This is a genomic window from Salinimonas marina, from assembly GCF_015644725.1.
GTDB lineage: Bacteria > Pseudomonadota > Gammaproteobacteria > Enterobacterales > Alteromonadaceae > Alteromonas.
In genome coordinates this window covers 287,570-304,234 of sequence record NZ_CP064795.1, presented here as the reverse complement: position 1 = coordinate 304,234, position 16,665 = coordinate 287,570, and the positions used below count along the sequence as shown (strand labels likewise).

The 16,665-nt window shown below is 49.7% G+C and carries 13 protein-coding genes and 1 tRNA gene; 4 read left to right on the top strand and 10 right to left on the bottom strand.

The window, feature by feature from the left end:
• Positions 1 to 21 precede the first annotated feature (21 nt).
• The 5 genes from rpoB to rplK form a co-directional block, all read right to left on the bottom strand.
• Positions 22 to 4,050: a DNA-directed RNA polymerase subunit beta gene (gene rpoB, locus IT774_RS01325; protein WP_195811013.1), complete on the bottom strand. Its 4,029-nt coding sequence runs from the start codon at positions 4,048 to 4,050 to the stop codon at positions 22 to 24.
• 281 nt (positions 4,051 to 4,331) lie between these two features.
• Positions 4,332 to 4,706 carry a 50S ribosomal protein L7/L12 gene (gene rplL, locus IT774_RS01320; RefSeq protein WP_195811012.1) on the bottom strand — a complete coding sequence of 125 codons (375 nt, stop codon included), beginning with the start codon at positions 4,704 to 4,706 and terminating at the stop codon, positions 4,332 to 4,334.
• A 56-nt stretch (positions 4,707 to 4,762) separates the two neighbouring features.
• Positions 4,763 to 5,281 carry a 50S ribosomal protein L10 gene (gene rplJ, locus IT774_RS01315; protein WP_195811011.1) on the bottom strand — a complete coding sequence of 173 codons (519 nt, stop codon included), beginning with the start codon at positions 5,279 to 5,281 and terminating at the stop codon, positions 4,763 to 4,765.
• A 299-nt stretch (positions 5,282 to 5,580) separates the two neighbouring features.
• Complete coding sequence (gene rplA, locus IT774_RS01310; RefSeq protein ID WP_195811010.1) at positions 5,581 to 6,276, bottom strand: 50S ribosomal protein L1; 696 nt, start codon at positions 6,274 to 6,276, stop codon at positions 5,581 to 5,583.
• A gap of 4 nt (positions 6,277 to 6,280) precedes the next feature.
• Complete coding sequence (rplK, locus tag IT774_RS01305) at positions 6,281 to 6,709, bottom strand: 50S ribosomal protein L11 (protein WP_195811009.1); 429 nt, start codon at positions 6,707 to 6,709, stop codon at positions 6,281 to 6,283.
• A gap of 1,110 nt (positions 6,710 to 7,819) precedes the next feature.
• On the opposite strand from rplK, the gene IT774_RS01300 reads away from it, so the two are divergent.
• From IT774_RS01300 to IT774_RS01285, 4 genes are read left to right on the top strand one after another with little or no spacing between them, the layout of a single operon-like run.
• Positions 7,820 to 8,635, top strand: coding sequence for a hypothetical protein (locus tag IT774_RS01300; protein ID WP_195811008.1), 816 nt, complete (start codon positions 7,820 to 7,822; stop codon positions 8,633 to 8,635).
• 10 nt (positions 8,636 to 8,645) lie between these two features.
• The gene (locus IT774_RS01295; protein WP_195811007.1) at positions 8,646 to 9,683 is read left to right on the top strand and encodes an extracellular solute-binding protein; all 1,038 of its coding nucleotides are present in this window, start codon (positions 8,646 to 8,648) and stop codon (positions 9,681 to 9,683) included.
• Positions 9,680 to 11,191: an ABC transporter permease gene (locus IT774_RS01290; protein WP_195811006.1), complete on the top strand. Its 1,512-nt coding sequence runs from the start codon at positions 9,680 to 9,682 to the stop codon at positions 11,189 to 11,191. Before IT774_RS01295 ends, IT774_RS01290 begins: the two co-directional genes overlap by 4 nt.
• A 9-nt stretch (positions 11,192 to 11,200) precedes the next feature.
• On the top strand, positions 11,201 to 12,217 hold the full coding sequence (locus IT774_RS01285; RefSeq protein WP_195811005.1) for an ABC transporter ATP-binding protein: 1,017 nt from the start codon (positions 11,201 to 11,203) through the stop codon (positions 12,215 to 12,217).
• A 64-nt stretch (positions 12,218 to 12,281) separates the two neighbouring features.
• Here IT774_RS01285 and nusG read toward each other — a convergent pair whose 3' ends face one another.
• From nusG to IT774_RS01260, 5 genes are all read right to left on the bottom strand, one after another.
• Entirely contained in the window at positions 12,282 to 12,827 is a 546-nt protein-coding gene (gene nusG / locus IT774_RS01280) for a transcription termination/antitermination protein NusG (protein WP_195811004.1), read from the bottom strand.
• Positions 12,828 to 12,830: 3 nt separating this feature from the next.
• Complete coding sequence (gene secE, locus IT774_RS01275) at positions 12,831 to 13,208, bottom strand: preprotein translocase subunit SecE (RefSeq protein ID WP_195811003.1); 378 nt, start codon at positions 13,206 to 13,208, stop codon at positions 12,831 to 12,833.
• Between the two features lie 59 nt (positions 13,209 to 13,267).
• Positions 13,268 to 13,344: transfer RNA gene (locus IT774_RS01270), tRNA-Trp, on the bottom strand.
• A gap of 180 nt (positions 13,345 to 13,524) precedes the next feature.
• The gene (locus IT774_RS01265) at positions 13,525 to 14,703 is read right to left on the bottom strand and encodes a tetratricopeptide repeat protein (RefSeq protein WP_195811002.1); all 1,179 of its coding nucleotides are present in this window, start codon (positions 14,701 to 14,703) and stop codon (positions 13,525 to 13,527) included.
• Between the two features lie 42 nt (positions 14,704 to 14,745).
• Positions 14,746 to 16,587, bottom strand: coding sequence for an ABC transporter ATP-binding protein (locus tag IT774_RS01260; RefSeq protein WP_195811001.1), 1,842 nt, complete (start codon positions 16,585 to 16,587; stop codon positions 14,746 to 14,748).
• Positions 16,588 to 16,665 lie beyond the last annotated feature (78 nt).

Below are 16,665 nucleotides of genomic sequence, written 5' to 3'. Positions count from 1 at the left end.
CAAACTATGGCAAACGCCGTCTTACTTTTCTTCCAACTCGATGTTAATACCCAGCGAGCGAATTTCTTTAAGCAATACGTTGAAGGATTCAGGCATGCCTGGCTCCATTCTGTGATCGCCATCAACGATGTTTTTGTACATTTTCGTACGACCGTTAACGTCATCCGATTTCACTGTCAGCATTTCCTGAAGCGTATAAGCGGCGCCGTATGCTTCAAGAGCCCACACTTCCATCTCACCGAAGCGCTGACCACCAAACTGAGCTTTACCACCCAGAGGCTGCTGTGTAACCAGGCTGTAAGAGCCGGTAGAACGCGCATGCATCTTGTCATCAACCAAGTGGTTAAGTTTCAGCATGTACATGTAACCTACTGTTACCGGACGTTCAAACTCACGACCTGTACGACCATCGCTTAACGTGATTTGGCCACTTTCAGGGATATCGCCCAGTTTAAGCAGTGCCTTGATCTCTTCTTCACGAGCGCCGTCAAATACCGGCGTGGCAATAGGTAAACCTTTGCGCAGGTTCTCGGACAGACGAACCACTTCATGATCGGTGAAGTTATCAATATCTACGGTCTGATGGTTCTCGCCCAACGTGTAGACTTCTTTTAAGAAGTCGCGCAATTTGGCCAGCTCAGCCTGCTCTTTAAGCATGCGGTCAATCTTCACACCAATACTGTGTGCAGCCATGCCCATATGCGTTTCAAGAATCTGACCGATGTTCATCCGCGACGGTACACCCAGCGGGTTCAGTACGATATCAACCGGATTACCAAACTCATCGTATGGCATATCTTCTACCGGTACGATGGTTGAGATAACACCTTTGTTACCGTGACGGCCGGCCATTTTGTCACCAGGCTGGATATGACGTTTCACCGCCAGATACACCTTAACAATCTTCAGCACGCCCGGCGCCAGGTCATCGCCCTGAGTAATCTTACGACGCTTAACCTCAAACTTCTTATCGAAGTCTTGTCTGATTTCAGCGTACTGCTCAGCAATCTGGTCCAGCTCATTTTGAACATCTTCGTCTTTCAACGTGATATCAAACCACTTTTCCCGTGGGGTGCTGTCCAGTTTGCCTTCGTCAACGCCGGCTTTAACCAGGGCGTTACGAGCACGTGAGAAAGTACCATCGGCAAGGATATTGAATTCGTCCGACAGGTCTTTTTTAACCTGACGTAACTGCATATCTTCAATTTCCAGTGCACGCTTGTCTTTTTCTACCCCATCACGGGTAAAGACCTGTACATCAATAACGGTACCATGAACTGAGTTTGGTACACGCAAAGAGGTATCTTTCACGTCAGAGGCTTTCTCACCAAAAATGGCACGCAGAAGCTTTTCTTCCGGCGTTAGCTGGGTTTCGCCTTTAGGCGTCACTTTGCCAACCAGAATATCGCCGCCTTTTACTTCGGCACCGATATACACCACACCAGACTCATCCAGTTTGCCTAATGCTGACTCACCCACATTTGGAATATCAGAAGAAATTTCTTCTGGCCCCAGTTTGGTGTCACGCGCAATACAGCTCAATTCCTGAATGTGGATTGTGGTGAAACGATCTTCTTCGGCAACGCGTTCTGAAATAAGAATCGAGTCTTCGAAGTTGTAACCATTCCAGGGCATAAATGCGATACGCATATTCTGGCCCAGGGCCAGTTCGCCCAGATCCGTAGACGGACCATCAGCCAGGACATCGCCTGCTACAATCGGATCGCCAACATTACAAGTAGGCTTTTGATTGATACAGGTGTTCTGGTTAGAACGGGTATATTTGGTCAGGTTGTAGATATCGATACCAGCTTCACCAGCCAGCATTTCATCTTCTTCAACCTTAATAACGATACGGCTGGCGTCAACATAATCGACCACCCCACCACGCTTCGCAACCACGGTTACCCCGGAGTCAACAGCAATGGTACGTTCCATGCCAGTACCAACCAACGGCTTATCTGCACGCAATGTAGGTACAGCCTGACGTTGCATGTTGGCACCCATCAGGGCCCGGTTAGCATCATCGTGTTCCAGGAATGGGATAATGCTGGCCGCCACAGAGACGATTTGCTGGGGTGAAACATCCATGTAGCTGATTTCAGCTTTTGGCATCAGTACAGTTTCACCACGGTGACGTGATGGAATCAGGTCATCAACCACCGCGCCATTTTCGTCCAGCAGAATGTTCGCCTGAGCGATTACATACTGACCTTCTTCAATGGCAGACAGATAATCGATTTCATCGGTAACCACACCATTCACAATACGACGGAATGGGGTTTCCAGGAAACCAAAGTCATTGGTTCTGGCAAAGCTGGCCAATGAGTTGATCAGACCGATGTTCGGACCTTCCGGCGTTTCGATTGGACACAGACGACCGTAGTGAGTCGGGTGTACATCTCGAACCTCGAAGCCCGCACGTTCACGGGTCAGACCGCCCGGACCAAGCGCCGAAATACGACGTTTGTGAGTAACTTCTGACAACGGGTTGTTTTGGTCCATGAATTGAGACAGTTGCGAAGAACCAAAGAATTCTTTTACGGCAGCTGAAATCGGCTTGGCGTTAATAAGGTCTTGCGGCATGATGTTATCAAGATCGCCCAGACTCAGACGTTCTTTAACCGCACGCTCAACCCGAACCAGACCTACACGGAACTGGTTTTCGGCCATCTCGCCAACAGAACGGATACGACGGTTACCGAGGTGATCGATATCATCAACTTCATCTTTACCATCACGGATAAGAATCAAACGCTTCATTACCGCTACGATATCGTCTTTGTCCAGGGTACCTGAGCCAATCAGTTCTTCACGGCCTAAACGGCGGTTGAACTTCATGCGACCTACTGATGACAAGTCATAACGCTCTTCAGAGAAGAACAGATTGTCAAACAGGGTTTCGGCTGCATCTTTTGTCGGTGGCTCACCAGGACGCATCATCCGGTAGATTTCTACCAGGGCTTCCAAACGGTTAGTCGAACCATCGATACGTAAGGTATCAGAGATATAAGAACCGTGATCAAGGTCATTGATGTACAGGGTTTCAAATTCTTTGATGCCTGCCTGACTCAGCTCAGCCAGTGACTCCAGCGTCAGTTCATCGTTAGCATTAACAATAACTTCACCGGTGTCTTCATTCACATAAGTGCGCGCATAAACACGGCCAACCATGTATTCTGCGGGAACGGCCAACTCATTGATGCCGGCTTTATCCAACGCCCGGGTGTGACGTGCAGAAATACGACGACCGGTTTCGACCAGTACGTTGCCTTCGCCATCCAGGATGTCAAATTGAGCGGTTTCACCACGCAGGCGATCCGGCACAACTTCCATCATCAGCTTATCTTTTTCGATACGCACCTGGACTTTGTCGAAGAACATTTCAAGAATTTCTTCTGTCGACATTTCCAACGCACGCAAAATGATAGTAGCCGGGAGTTTACGACGACGGTCAATACGTACAAACAGGTTATCTTTCGGGTCAAACTCAAAGTCTAACCACGAGCCACGGTATGGAATAACACGAGCGTTATACAATACCTTACCTGATGAGTGAGTCTTTCCTTTATCGTGGTCAAAGAATACACCGGGTGAACGGTGTAACTGAGAAACGATAACCCGTTCAGTACCATTGATTACGAAGGTTCCGTTTTCAGTCATCAACGGAATTTCGCCCATGTACACTTCTTGTTCTTTAATATCTTTTACAGTACCTGGAGCGGCTTCTTTATCAAACAATACTAAACGAAGTTTTACTCTTAACGGAGCAGAAAAAGTGACACCGCGAATCTGACATTCTTTTACATCAAATACGGGTTCGCCCAGGCGATAGCTTACGAACTGAAGTTCGGAATTACCTGAGTAACTTTTAATTGGAAATACGGAACGAAATGCGGCTTCTAAGCCATGTTGTGCGTTAGGATCCGTCTCAATAAATTTTTTGAAAGAATCTAGCTGAATTGAAAGAAGGTATGGAATTTCCAATACCTGTGGGCGTTTGCCAAAATCCTTACGGATACGTTTCTTTTCGCTATAAGAGTAAACCATGGGTTCCTCAGCCTGCTGATTTTTGACCCAACCTGCCGTCTGAGTAACTCAGACAACAAACTTCCAAAACCCTTTTTCCGGGTAATCTCACCAGCATACAACAAAATTTAACCAATTATTAGTTAACTTGTTGGTTTTGTGCTTCTTATGTGGTGAACCGGGTGCGCCTTACAAGTGACAATAAAGGGTTAAAAAATTGTCTACTCTACAGCGCAAAAAGGCTGGTGGTTATAAAACCACCAGCCTGGCCGTTTAAGGCAGGTAATCTGACTTAAGGCAGATTACTTAACTTCAACTTCTGCGCCAGCTTCTTCAAGCTCTTTCTTCAGTGCTTCAGCTTCGTCTTTGCTTACGCCTTCTTTGATAGCTTTAGGAGCAGATTCAACTACTTCTTTCGCTTCTTTCAGGCCAAGACCAGTTGCGCCACGTACTGCTTTGATAACAGCAACTTTGTTCGCGCCGAATGAAGTCATTACAACGTCAAACTCAGTCTGTTCTTCAGCAGCAGCAGCTTCGCCGCCAGCAGCTGGAGCAGCTGCAACAGCAGCAGTCGCTTCAACACCGAACTTTTCTTCGGCAGCTTCGATTAGCTCAACCAGTTCCATAACTGGCATTTCAGCAATCGCGTTCAAGATATCTTCTTTGGTTAGAGCCATTTCTCTAAACTCCTGGGTTTATAATGTTAAAAAAATCAATATGCCAAAAACGAAACTTATTTTTCGTCTTTGATCGCCGCCAATACGCGCACAAATTTGGTAGGTACTTCGTTGATAGTTTGAACGAATTTGCCAACCGGTGCTTTGAAGGTTGCAAGAAGTTTTGCAAGCGCTTCGTCGCGGGTAGGTAGTGACGCTACTGCATCCAGTTTTTCTGGACCCAACAGACCACTGCCAATAGAAAGTGCAGTAACTTTCAACTTATCGTTAGTTTTCCCAAAGTCTTTGAACAGACGGGCCGCACCACCAGGTGCTTCCATTGAGAAACCATAGATAAGAGGACCAGTTAACGCACTGTCCATGTCAGAAAATTTGCTATCTGCTAATGCGCGTTTTGCCAGAGTATTACGTACTACTTTTACATAGACGCCTTGCTCACGGGCTTTAACACGCAGTTCGGTCAGATCGCCAACTTCTATCCCACGGTATTCAGCGACGGCAACGGATAGAGCTTGAGATGCAACTTCGGATACCTCTGCTACAATCTCTTTTTTTGCTGCTAAACCTAGTGCCACTGAGTTCACCTCTTTGTATCTGACGTACTAATCATTTTGATTAGCTGCGTCAGGGTTCACAGATTGATATTGACAGCTAATGCTGAAAATACCGCTCTACGGTGTTTGTTCCCCAGAGAGTCTGAGCCAAACCACCGTCTGCGCAGGTTGATGTATTAAGCTATGCATTGAATGCGAAAGGTCTCTTACTTCTTTCGCTGCACCGCACCTGCGGTCTAGGACGGGAGCTGTAATAGGTACAGCTCCAACCCAAAACCTTAAGAGAATCAGTCTATGACATCATAGGCTGATGGAAGCCATTACTGACCTACGCTAGCCTTGTCGACAGCGACACCGGCACCCATTGTGGTGCTCAGGCTAACTTTCTGGATGTAAGCGCCTTTAGCAGAAGAAGGCTTCGCTTTCTTCAGGGCATCCAGTAATGCTTCTAAGTTTTCTTGAATCTGTGCTGCTTCGAACGCAATCTTACCAATGCTGGCATGAATGATACCGTTCTTGTCATTGCGGTAGCGAACCTGACCAGCTTTTGCATTTTTAACTGCAGTGGCAACATCTGGGGTTACCGTACCGGTCTTAGGGTTAGGCATCAGGCCGCGTGGGCCTAAGATTTGACCCAGCTGACCAACCACACGCATCGCGTCCGGGCTGGCAACAACTACGTCAAAATTCATTTCGCCTTTTTTGACCTGCTCGGCCAAATCGTCCATACCAACAATGTCAGCACCCGCTTCTTTAGCGGCATCAGCGTTTGCACCCTGAGTGAACACAGCAACACGAACATCTTTACCGGTACCGTTTGGCAGTACTGTAGCACCACGTACGTTTTGGTCAGATTTCTTCGCATCAATACCCAGGTTTACCGCAACATCGATGCTTTCTGGGAAGTTTGCAGTGGCCAGCTCTTTAAGCAGGGCAACGGCTTCGGAAATATCGTATTCTTTTGTCGCGTCAACTTTGTCGCGAATCAAACGAGCGCGTTTTGTTAATTTAGCCATCTGATTAGTCCTCTACGTTCAAGCCCATTGCACGAGCAGAACCCGCGATAGTACGAACAGCTGCATCTAGGTCAGCTGCGGTTAGGTCCGGCTCTTTTGTCTTGGCAATTTCTTCCAACTGAGCGCGGTTAACTGTACCCACTTTTTCAGTGTTAGGACGGCCTGAACCTTTCTTGATTCCAGCTGCTTTTCTTAGCAGGAATGAAGCAGGAGGCGTTTTCGTTACGAAAGTGAACGAGCGGTCTTCGTATACCGTAATCTCTACTGGTACCGGAGCGCCTTTTTCCAGACTTTCTGTTTTGGCGTTAAACGCTTTACAGAATTCCATGATGTTTACACCATGCTGACCTAATGCAGGGCCAACTGGTGGACTTGGGTTTGCAGCGCCTGCTGCAACCTGTAGCTTAATTAAGCCTGTTACTTTCTTAGCCATTTTAATGCTCTCGTTTGTGGGTCAATCGCCTGGCAAATATCGAGAATATTTGCTTTTTCGGCTCCCCGTTTCCGTTTAAAAGGGCGCGCATTATATAAGGTGATTAAAACCTATGCAAGCCCTGTTGGCACATAATTTGTACTTCTTTGTGTAAGACTTTGCCACTTATTGCTACCAAACCTCACGCTTTGGCACGGCGCTTTTTCAAGTCCTTGTTAAATCGGAATTTAACCTATGCAACTTCAAAAGCAAATGGTTTACCAGCAACAGGTAGCCGGGTTATGAAGGCGAAAAAAAGTGGGAGATTGAAGGCGTCGGGTTTCTTTTGCCATTAGTTACACCCCTTCGCCTTTGTTCGCGTTTGTCGCCTTTGTTCGCGTTTGCCTTTATTAGCGCTTGCCTTCCTCGCCTCTGCCCTGCTTAGGCCCACTTTTATTACGCCGCCCTTGCCTATTCTCACCCTATTCCTCATCGTCTCACCCGCCGTCTTTGTGGATGGGCGATGCGGGCATGAGCGCTTCACGCCGCAACACGCGGAAAGTTTGCACACCTTGTTAGCGGTGTGGGTGTGGTTCTTGCCACCATCACTTAGGAGTGTGGTTTTGTCGCAGCCGGCGAATTGGTATCGCCCTGGGATAGGCGTAAATTTGGGCCAGACCAACGTGGATAGCCATAGTCGGGTCTGGTCTGCGCTGGTTAGGTTATGAGGGCCTTTGTCCGGGCGCTTGTCTGGGTACCATCTTACTCGCTCTGTCCGAAGGGGTGGGCTGCCGGGTCTGGCTCTGTGCTTATCAGACGCTGTGCTGGTGAGGCTCTGATGGTTTCGCGGGGCCGGGGCCGTTATATGCACCGAAGTTTTTGTACTATTCTATCTCGCCGGTGTAGTTCCGGTTTAGCTAAGCAGTGGTTAAGGCATATACCCGATAGCGCTTGCTGGTATTTCACTGCAGTTTTCTATTCGTTTGCTGGCTTTCATATATACCCGGGTGCCAGGTTCGGCAATTAATTCGTACGTCAGGCACTAACCAATATCAGGTGAACCATTAAGATACCTTTACTATAGAAATGATAATAAGTATCATTTTCAAACCATAAAATACGGAATGCATCATGAGTTCATACACATCTTATAAATCATTGTGCGCGGCAATCGCACTTGGTCTTTCGGTATCTACCCTGTCATTCAACGTTCAGGCAAATGGTGAGATTACTGACCAGGTTAACCATCTTAAAGATCACCTGGGTGAATACAGTGAAGAAGTCACCTGGCTGAATGATAAATACGCTGGTCTGGTTACCCGCTATGAAGCCAAAGGTGCAAAGGCGGTTGATACGCAAAAGCTCATCGATTACTGGGAAGAAGTTAACTTTCACTCTGCCATCGAAACCCAGTACATCCCGCTCTATGCCACTATCTGGCAAAATATCTATGGTATCAAAACCAGCATTGAAAATGGCGACGATGCGCAACAGGTTCGTCAACATCAGCAGGCTCTTAGCCAGACCTTCTGGCAGGCACTGGGCGCGGTAAAATTGGCTGCTCATTACCAGGACAAAGGGGTTATCGACAAGGTAAAAACTTCCGATAAAGCCCCTGTCACCGGCCCGGAAGTGGTGGCGGACATCGAAAAGCGTCTCGATAAAGTTGTGGCCAAATACGCTGAGCAGTTGACAGAAGTTGCCACCACTATGATTCACGATACCTACCTGGAACGCTTTGAAGGCATTGAAGGTGCCCTAATCGAACAGGATGCTGAGCTGGTTGAAGTGTTGGAAAAAGATTTTAACGTTACCCTTCCACAGGCCATCGAGAATGGTAAGAGTGTGGACCAGGTTCGCGGTATTGTAGAAGACATGAAGCAAAAGCTAGCTAAAGCACGAACCCTGCTGGAAAAAGCTGAGCAAGACCGCAAAGACGTGTTTTAAGGATCAGGATATGCAACGTAGAACCTTTCTTCAATCTGTTGCCGCGGCCGGCGCCTTGGCGGCGATGCCAATGGGTATTCGCTCAAGTCTTGCTGCCCAGGCTGGGGCAGTATCGGTCAAAGATCTGCCTGCGCTGGAAGGAGACCTGACGCTCTATCTGGGTCGGGGTGAAGGAGGATTGTATGAAAAAGTTCTCGAGGCTATCCGCCAACGAAACCCGAAACTGAATTTGAAAATCAGGCGTGGTGCTACCGCCGCCCTGGCCAATACTATTGTGGCCGAATCACAGGCCGGGGTTCGCCGCGCAGACTTATTCTGGGCGGTAGATACCGGCTCTATCGGTATGATCACCGATGCGGGTCTGGCGCAGCCACTGCCAGATGATTTCAGTGAGCAGCTCAAACCCGGGTTCAGCTACCCACGTTGGTCGCCGGTTACCGGCCGGATTCGAACCTTGCCATACAATACACAGCGCCTGACAGCAGATCAGGTACCTGACGATATTATGGCATTAGCAGACAGTGACTTGTCTATTGGCTGGGCTCCTGCTTATGCTTCGTTCCAGTCATTCTTAACCGCCATGCGTATTCTTGAAGGCGACAAAGCCACCTTGTCCTGGCTAAAAGGCGTAAGCAGACATGCCAAAAGCTATGCCGGGGAATTAGGTGTGGTAATGGCGGTGGAACGCGGTGAAGTCGATGTGGGTTTTGCTAACCATTATTACACCTTACGCCTGAAAGCCGGCAAACCTGATGCTAATGTTGATTTGGCGTATACCAAGTCCGATGCAGGCTGTCTGGTGAACGCGTCCGGGATTCTGGCGTTGAGCGAAGGCGACCTGCCAGTGAACTTTATGCGTTATCTGTTATCCGCCGAAGTTCAGGCGTACCTTTCTTCCGAAGCGTATGAAATTCCTTTGGTTAATGGCGTAAAAGCGCCTAAAGGCTTACCTGAGCTTGCCTCACTGACGCCGCCTGATCTGGACCTGAGAAAACTAGCTGACCTACGCCCGACACTTAATCTGATGCGAGAAGCAGGCGTTTTGTGAGACCAATCCCAAAATCTTATCCCTTTGCGTTTCTGATAGCATTTCTGGCGGTTTTGCCGCTATCTGTGCTTTTCACACTGGCCCAGGACACCTCCGCGTTATTCGATACCCATAACCTCAGGGTGCTGGGCAATACGATGGCCCTGGTGGCGTTGACGATTGTGGGGGCGGTGTTACTCGGCGTGCCTCTAGCGCTGCTTACCACCTATGTCAAAATGCCCTTTCAGCGATTCTGGCTGGTCTTTTTGGCCGCCCCCCTGGCCATGCCCTCCTATATCGGGGCGTTTACCTTATATTTTGCCATGGGGCCCGGTGGCGAAATTGAAAGCCTGCTCGGCATCCCTACCCCCGCCATCGGCGGTTTGTGGGGAACGGCCGTGGTGATGTCGCTGTACACCTATCCATTTGTAATGCTAACCACCCGTGCTTCCCTGCTAAGCCTGGACGGCAGCCTGGTGAATGCCGCCCGCACCCTGGGGATGTCATTACCTGCCGCCTTACTGAAAGTGGTCATGCCCCGGATACTCCGGGCCATTGGCGCGGGCGCTTTGCTGGCAGCCCTGTATGCTCTGTCAGATTTTGGTACCCCGGCCATTTTGCGCCTGGACACCTTCACCCGGGTTATTTTTGTCGAGTACAATGCGTTTGGTCTGAGTCAGGCCGCCATGCTTTCTATTCAGTTGCTGGTCATTGTGGGCTTCGTCCTGTTTATCGAGTCTACCCTTAAAGGCAGTACAGAGCGTCCCGGCAGACAGTTGTGGCTCTGGCCTAAACCCTGGCAGCGTAACCTGATGCTGCTCGCCAGCCTGCCCATTGTGTTAATGGCAATTGTGTTACCCCTGGCGATTTTCACTCTCTGGCTGATACGCGAAGGCGCCGGAGATTTTGATATCAGTTATGCCTTAAATTCGGCCTATGCCTCGCTGCTGGCCGCCCTGGCTGCGGTTATCCTGGCCGTACCGGTAGCCCACGCGGCCATTAGTGGCCGTACCGGTCGACTGATGGAACGAATCACCTATTTTGGATTTGGTGTGCCTGGCATCGTGATGGGCACGGCGCTGGTCTATGTGGGCCTGAAACTGCCGTTTTTGTACCAAACCCTGGCGCTGCTGGTGATCGCCTATGTGTTACGCTTTTTACCGCTGGCGGTAGGATCAGTGCGAACCACCGCAGAGCGTCTGGACCCTTCCCTGGTAAAAGCAGCCCGGTTGCTTGGGGCCTCACCTAAAGAAGCCTTTCGTCGCATTACGCTACCATTGACTTACCGGGGCATGGTCGCAGGGGCGGCGCTGGTCTTTTTGGAAGTCATGCGCGAACTGCCCGCCACCCTGATGCTCGGGCCCACCGGGTTTGAAACCCTGGCCACCTATATGTGGCGGGTGTATGAAGCGGGTTACTTTGGCATGGCCGCTATTCCGGGACTCTTGCTGGTCTTTTTATCGGGTATCGGGTTAACTATTATGCTCACCGGCGAAGGTGGCAATAAATTCAAACTCAACGAGGAGTAGCCTGGTCGTATGCTCACAGTCTCTGATCTATCCGTTAAATACGGAGAAACCCCGGTCGTCAATCATCTTGACCTTACCCTGGACAGCGATGAAATTTTGATGCTGGTAGGCCCCACAGGCTGTGGCAAAACCACTATTTTGCATGCGCTGGCTGGTTTGATTCCTATAGCTACCGGGGTCATTTCTCTGGGTAAATGGCAGGCTACCCCGAAAAAACTTATTCCCCCGGAAAAGCGCAATGTCGGTATGGTGTTTCAGGATTTTGCCTTGTTTCCCCATCTGACGGTGGAACAAAATGTCTGCTTTAAGCTGAAAAACACCACGCTGGGCGATCACTGGCTGCAACTGCTGGGGCTGGATAAATTCAGAAATGCCCGGCCTGAGCGGTTATCGGGAGGCCAGAAGCAGCGGGTAGCACTGGCCCGAACCCTGGCCCATGAGCCGGACTTCGTACTGCTGGACGAGCCTTTATCTAATCTGGATGCGGCGCTTAAGGACAGTCTTCGGTGGGAGATTCGCGAAGCCTTGAAAGCGGCCAATGTGCCCGCTATCTGGGTGACCCATGATCAGGATGAAGCCCTGTCCATCGGCGACCGTGTGGGGGTGTTAAATAAGGGGGTACTGGCACAGCTTGATACCCCGGAAAATTGCTTCTCGAAGCCCGCTAGCCGCTTTGTGGCGAATTTTCTGGGCGATGCCAGCTTTGTTCCGGGCCGCTTCGACCAGCAACTGGTTAGAACCTGTATCGGCGCCGCCCCGGGCATCCCCATCGATACCGACAGCGGTGAGGTAGACTTGCTGCTACGCCCCGATGACATCAATATTCGTCACCAGGATCATGCCGGCAATGGCTGTGTGGAGTGGGTGCGTTTTGAAGGGGGCTCGCGGTTATGTGCAGTATCTCTGGATGAGCATGAAAACACCCAGGTCAAGGTGCGGGTATCCCATGAACACTTGTTCCGGCCCGGCGACCGGGTGCAACTGGCGGTTGACTCCACCCATGCCCTGGCCGCTTTCGCACGCTAATCACCAGGCAAAAAAAACGCTGCCATTTGGCAGCGTTTTGGTAATACATTTGCAAGCCTGGTACTTAGCCTTTTTCGACCTGACCAAACTCAAGATCAACCGGGGTTGAGCGACCAAAGATAAGTACCGATACTTTTACACGGCTCTTTTCATAATCAACTTCTTCAACCACACCGTTAAAGTCAGCAAATGGGCCATCGGTAACCCGAACCACTTCACCTGGCTCAAACAATGTTTTCGGCTTAGGCTTATCAACAGATTCTTCAAGACGATTTAAGATTGCATCTGCTTCACGCTGTGAAATAGGCATAGGACGGTCAGAAGAGCCGCCGATAAAACCAAGGACCCGTGGGACACTTTTCACCAGGTGCCATGAATCTTCATTCATTTCCATCTCAACCAGCACATAACCAGGGTAAAATTTACGCTCTGATTTACGTTTCTGGCCTGCACGCATTTCTACAACCTCTTCGGTAGGTACTAACACCTGGCCAAAGTATTGTTCCATCTCATGCATTTTGATGTATTCAAGCAGGGTCTTTTTCACCCGAGATTCGTACTGAGAATAAGCTTGTACTACGTACCATCTTTTCTTTGCTTCTTCAGACATACGTTACGCTCCAATTCCAGTAATAAATCCGACCACGCGCACGATAATGCCATCCAGACCCCACAGGATCAGTGCCATTACCAGGGTGGCTACCATAACAATCAAGGTAGTTTGATTGGTTTCTTGCCGGGTCGGCCAAACGACTTTACGAACTTCCATCCGCGACTCTTTGGCAAACGTGATAAAGGCACTGCCTTTGTCTGTGGTAGCGGCAATAAAGCCAGCCACAACCACAATAACCACGGCGGCGATCGCACGATAAAGTACGGACAGTTCACCATACATGTAATTGGCGGTAATCACGCCCGCCAGTAAGGCAAACACGACCACCCATTTAAACATGTCCAGAGGGTTGGACGAATTTTCCGTTTTTTCGCTCATGATACGATCCTAGCAATACTGCGTTGTTTCTCTGTGGACACTCCACAGAACAATCAATCTGGCAGGGGTGGAGGGACTCGAACCCCCAACCATCGGTTTTGGAGACCGCTGTTCTACCAATTCGAACTACACCCCTTTAGTACCGACTAATACGGCATTTAACTCACATTATCCTTGGGAATTTTGCGTCTTATCTTATTGAAAGTGCGGATTCGCAAGGAGGGATGCGCATTATACTGAACATCCTCGCAGATACAAGGGCTTTATCGGTTTCACCTACCCTGCAACAGGCGCTTGTCTATGGCCCGGGCCTCTGTTAAAAGCTTTCTAATACACTGCGCTTTTTTTCATACCGCAATTTTGATTTTTCATCCCATGCCAGTTCTTGGGCTTGCAGTAGCGCTTGTTCAGCCAACAGACGCTTTCCCTGTAAAAAATAGCTACTGGCCAGGCCCAGATAGATATCATCCAGATAAGGCGCCCGTCGCAACGCTTTTTTAAACAAAATTTCTGCCCTGCGGGGCTGTTTTGCGACGAGTCGTTCATGACCCAGGGCGATCCAGGCATAGGGATTGTGGTCCTCGTTATCCAGTATCAGCTTTTCTATCTCATCGGCTTGCGCATACTTCCCGACCATTTTCAGGCGCTTTTCGTAGTTGCTTAACAAGGTAATATTATTTACCCCCGCCTCGACACTGCGCTGATACAAGTTGTCGGCCTCCTCCCCTCTGCCTAAGCGTCGTAAAGTCAGCGCCATGGCGGTAACATTTTCAGGATCAGTTGGGGCCAGTGTTAAGGCTTTATGAGCCAGCCAAAAGGCTTCAGGGTATCGGTTTTCGATCAATGCCTGGGCTACATGGTTACGATAAAACATGGCTGTGACCTCATCCGCCGTGACATACCCGCCGGTGACATTATCGAACTGTGAAAAGTAATCAATAATAACCCCGCCACGGGCTATTCTAAGGGTATTCTCGCTGGCCGACGCCTCCTTAACATCGGGCTTTAAAATCTTGGTCCTTACGTGCGAAGAAATAAGCATCAGATCGCCGTACTTTTTATACAGCGGAGGGCTATTGACGCGTTGAAATTTAATTTCAAGACCGGCCAGGCGGGCGTAAGCCGCGGTAAGAATTGCCAGACTCAAACAGTTTCCTTCTCCCTCACGAGCCGCTTCTTGCGCTGTATGGGTGCTACCATTAAAAGAAAAACCGTATAAGGTATTTTCCAGATAAGCAGCAAGCCGCTTGTGAGGAGGTAAATGTTGCTGGGCCGGCGCCTCGAACCACCTCATAAACGTTTCACGCTGGGTTTCAGACAAGACGTACACGTCATGTTCGTTCAGCACCGGTACCACCGGAACACCATGGGTCGAATAATATGGTTGCCAGGTTAGTGGTTCCGGGGCTTTTTCGGGCGACGTCACCGGGGCTGCACAGGCGCTTACCCCGAGTAATACCATTATGAAAATAAAAATAGATTGTTCTGGCCGCATGGCATACTTCCTTGTAAGTGTTGTACCTATATTAATACACGGTTATTCCACCCCGATAAAGCCGCCCGTCTGATGGGCCCACAATTTTGCATATATACCTTTTTTGGCCACCAGTTCGCTGTGAGTGCCCGACTCTACCACCTGACCATTATCCAGCACCAGTAACCGGTCCATCTGGGCAATGGTAGAGAGTCGGTGCGCAATGGCCAGTACAGTTTTGTTTTGCATCACCGAATTCAGACATTCCTGGATAGCCGCTTCCACTTCAGAGTCCAGCGCCGAGGTCGCTTCGTCCAGAATCAGAATAGGCGCATCTTTTAATAACACCCGGGCAATAGCAATACGCTGGCGCTGGCCGCCAGAGAGCTTTACGCCGCGCTCGCCCACATGGGCATCATAGCCGGTGCGGCCGGCACTGTCAGTCAGGCTCAGAATAAACTCATGCGCTTCAGCCTGTTTGGCCGCCGCAATTACCTGCTCATCGGTGGCATCGGTACGGCCATATAAAATGTTGTCGCGCACCGAACGATGCATCAGGGAGGTATCCTGTGTCACCATACTGATCAGCGAGCGCAAACTTTCCTGGGGCACTTCATCAATGGCTTCACCGTCAATCCGGATGGCACCGGACTGGGTATCGTAGAACCGCATAAGCAGATTCACCAGCGTCGATTTACCGGCCCCGGAGCGTCCCACCAGCCCCACTTTTTCGCCCGCCTGAATATGAATATTTAAATCATTAAAGACATCGATGGGCGTGTTGTTGGCGCCCATATAGCCAAAATGTACCCCATCGAACTCAATCTTGCCGCCATTAACCTGCAAATTCCGGGCATTGGGTTTATCCGTCACCGCTACCGGCTGGGCCAGCGTATTGATACCATCTTGCACCGTCCCCAGGTTTTCAAACAAGCCCGAGACTTCCCACATAATCCAGTGGGACATCCCGTTTAAACGCAGGCACAGGCTTACTGCGATGGCGATATCGCCGGGCGATACAGCCTCATGCAACCATAAGTAGATGGACAAGGCGCCCACGGCAAAGATTAGTATGGCATTTGCCATCTCCACACAACTTTCCAAAATGGTGACCAGCCGCATCTGCGGATACACCGTATGTAAAAAGCCATCCATACTTTGCCTGGCATAGTCGGCTTCCCGGCGACTGTGAGAAAAAAGCTTTACGGTGGTGATATTCGTGTAACTATCCACGATACGCCCGGTCATCACCGAACGGGCATCCGCCTGGCGCTGAGACACCGTTTTTAACCTGGGAACCAGCGTCCGTAATATGCCGATGTAGACAAAAAACCAGATAATAAGTGGCACCGCCAGCCGCCAGTCAGTGGCAAATATCAGCACCACCATCGAGATAAAATACACGCTGATGTAAACCAGCAGGTCCAGCACCTTCATCACAGTTTCACGCACCGACAGCGCGGTTTGCATTACCTTGGTGGCTACCCGGCCGGCAAATTCGTCATGGAAAAAACTTAAGCTTTGCCCTAATAAATAGCGATGGGCCTGCCAGCGGATCCGCATCGGATAGTTTGCCATCAGCGCCTGCCGGCTAAAGAGTGAACGCAACAAAATAAAGCCGGGAATCAATACCAGCACCGTTACACCCATGCCCAGCAGTGTCCATTTTTCATTCGCCAGAAAGGTCTCGCGATCATGTTCTGAAAACCAGTCAACCAGCTGACCTAAAAAACCAAACAGGGTTACTTCCAGAATCGCGACAATGGCACTTAGCAAGGACACCGTAGCAATGATTTTCCACATGCCCTGAGTGTAATGACGGCAAAATGCAATGATGCCCTTCGGCGGCTGGGCGGGCGGTTGATCCGGAAACGGCTGGGTCAGCCGCTCAAAAAATGAAAACATAAAGACTCTTATAGTTAAATGCGTAACAGCGATAACGGTGTGATGACCAATACGCTGGGCAGTCGATAATCGATGATA

Bases quoted from the DNA above. Each gene is read 5' to 3' on its own strand.
- rpoB (WP_195811013.1), bottom strand. From the start codon at position 4,050: ATGGTTTACTCTTATAGCGAAAAGAAACGTATCCGTAAGGATTTTGGC.
- rplL (WP_195811012.1), bottom strand. From the start codon at position 4,706: ATGGCTCTAACCAAAGAAGATATCTTGAACGCGATTGCTGAAATGCCA.
- rplA (WP_195811010.1), bottom strand. From the start codon at position 6,276: ATGGCTAAATTAACAAAACGCGCTCGTTTGATTCGCGACAAAGTTGAC.
- rplK (WP_195811009.1), bottom strand. From the start codon at position 6,709: ATGGCTAAGAAAGTAACAGGCTTAATTAAGCTACAGGTTGCAGCAGGC.
- IT774_RS01300 (WP_195811008.1), top strand. From the start codon at position 7,820: ATGAGTTCATACACATCTTATAAATCATTGTGCGCGGCAATCGCACTT.
- IT774_RS01295 (WP_195811007.1), top strand. From the start codon at position 8,646: ATGCAACGTAGAACCTTTCTTCAATCTGTTGCCGCGGCCGGCGCCTTG.
- IT774_RS01285 (WP_195811005.1), top strand. From the start codon at position 11,201: ATGCTCACAGTCTCTGATCTATCCGTTAAATACGGAGAAACCCCGGTC.
- nusG (WP_195811004.1), bottom strand. From the start codon at position 12,827: ATGTCTGAAGAAGCAAAGAAAAGATGGTACGTAGTACAAGCTTATTCT.
- secE (WP_195811003.1), bottom strand. From the start codon at position 13,208: ATGAGCGAAAAAACGGAAAATTCGTCCAACCCTCTGGACATGTTTAAA.
- IT774_RS01265 (WP_195811002.1), bottom strand. From the start codon at position 14,703: ATGCGGCCAGAACAATCTATTTTTATTTTCATAATGGTATTACTCGGG.
- IT774_RS01260 (WP_195811001.1), bottom strand. From the start codon at position 16,587: ATGTTTTCATTTTTTGAGCGGCTGACCCAGCCGTTTCCGGATCAACCG.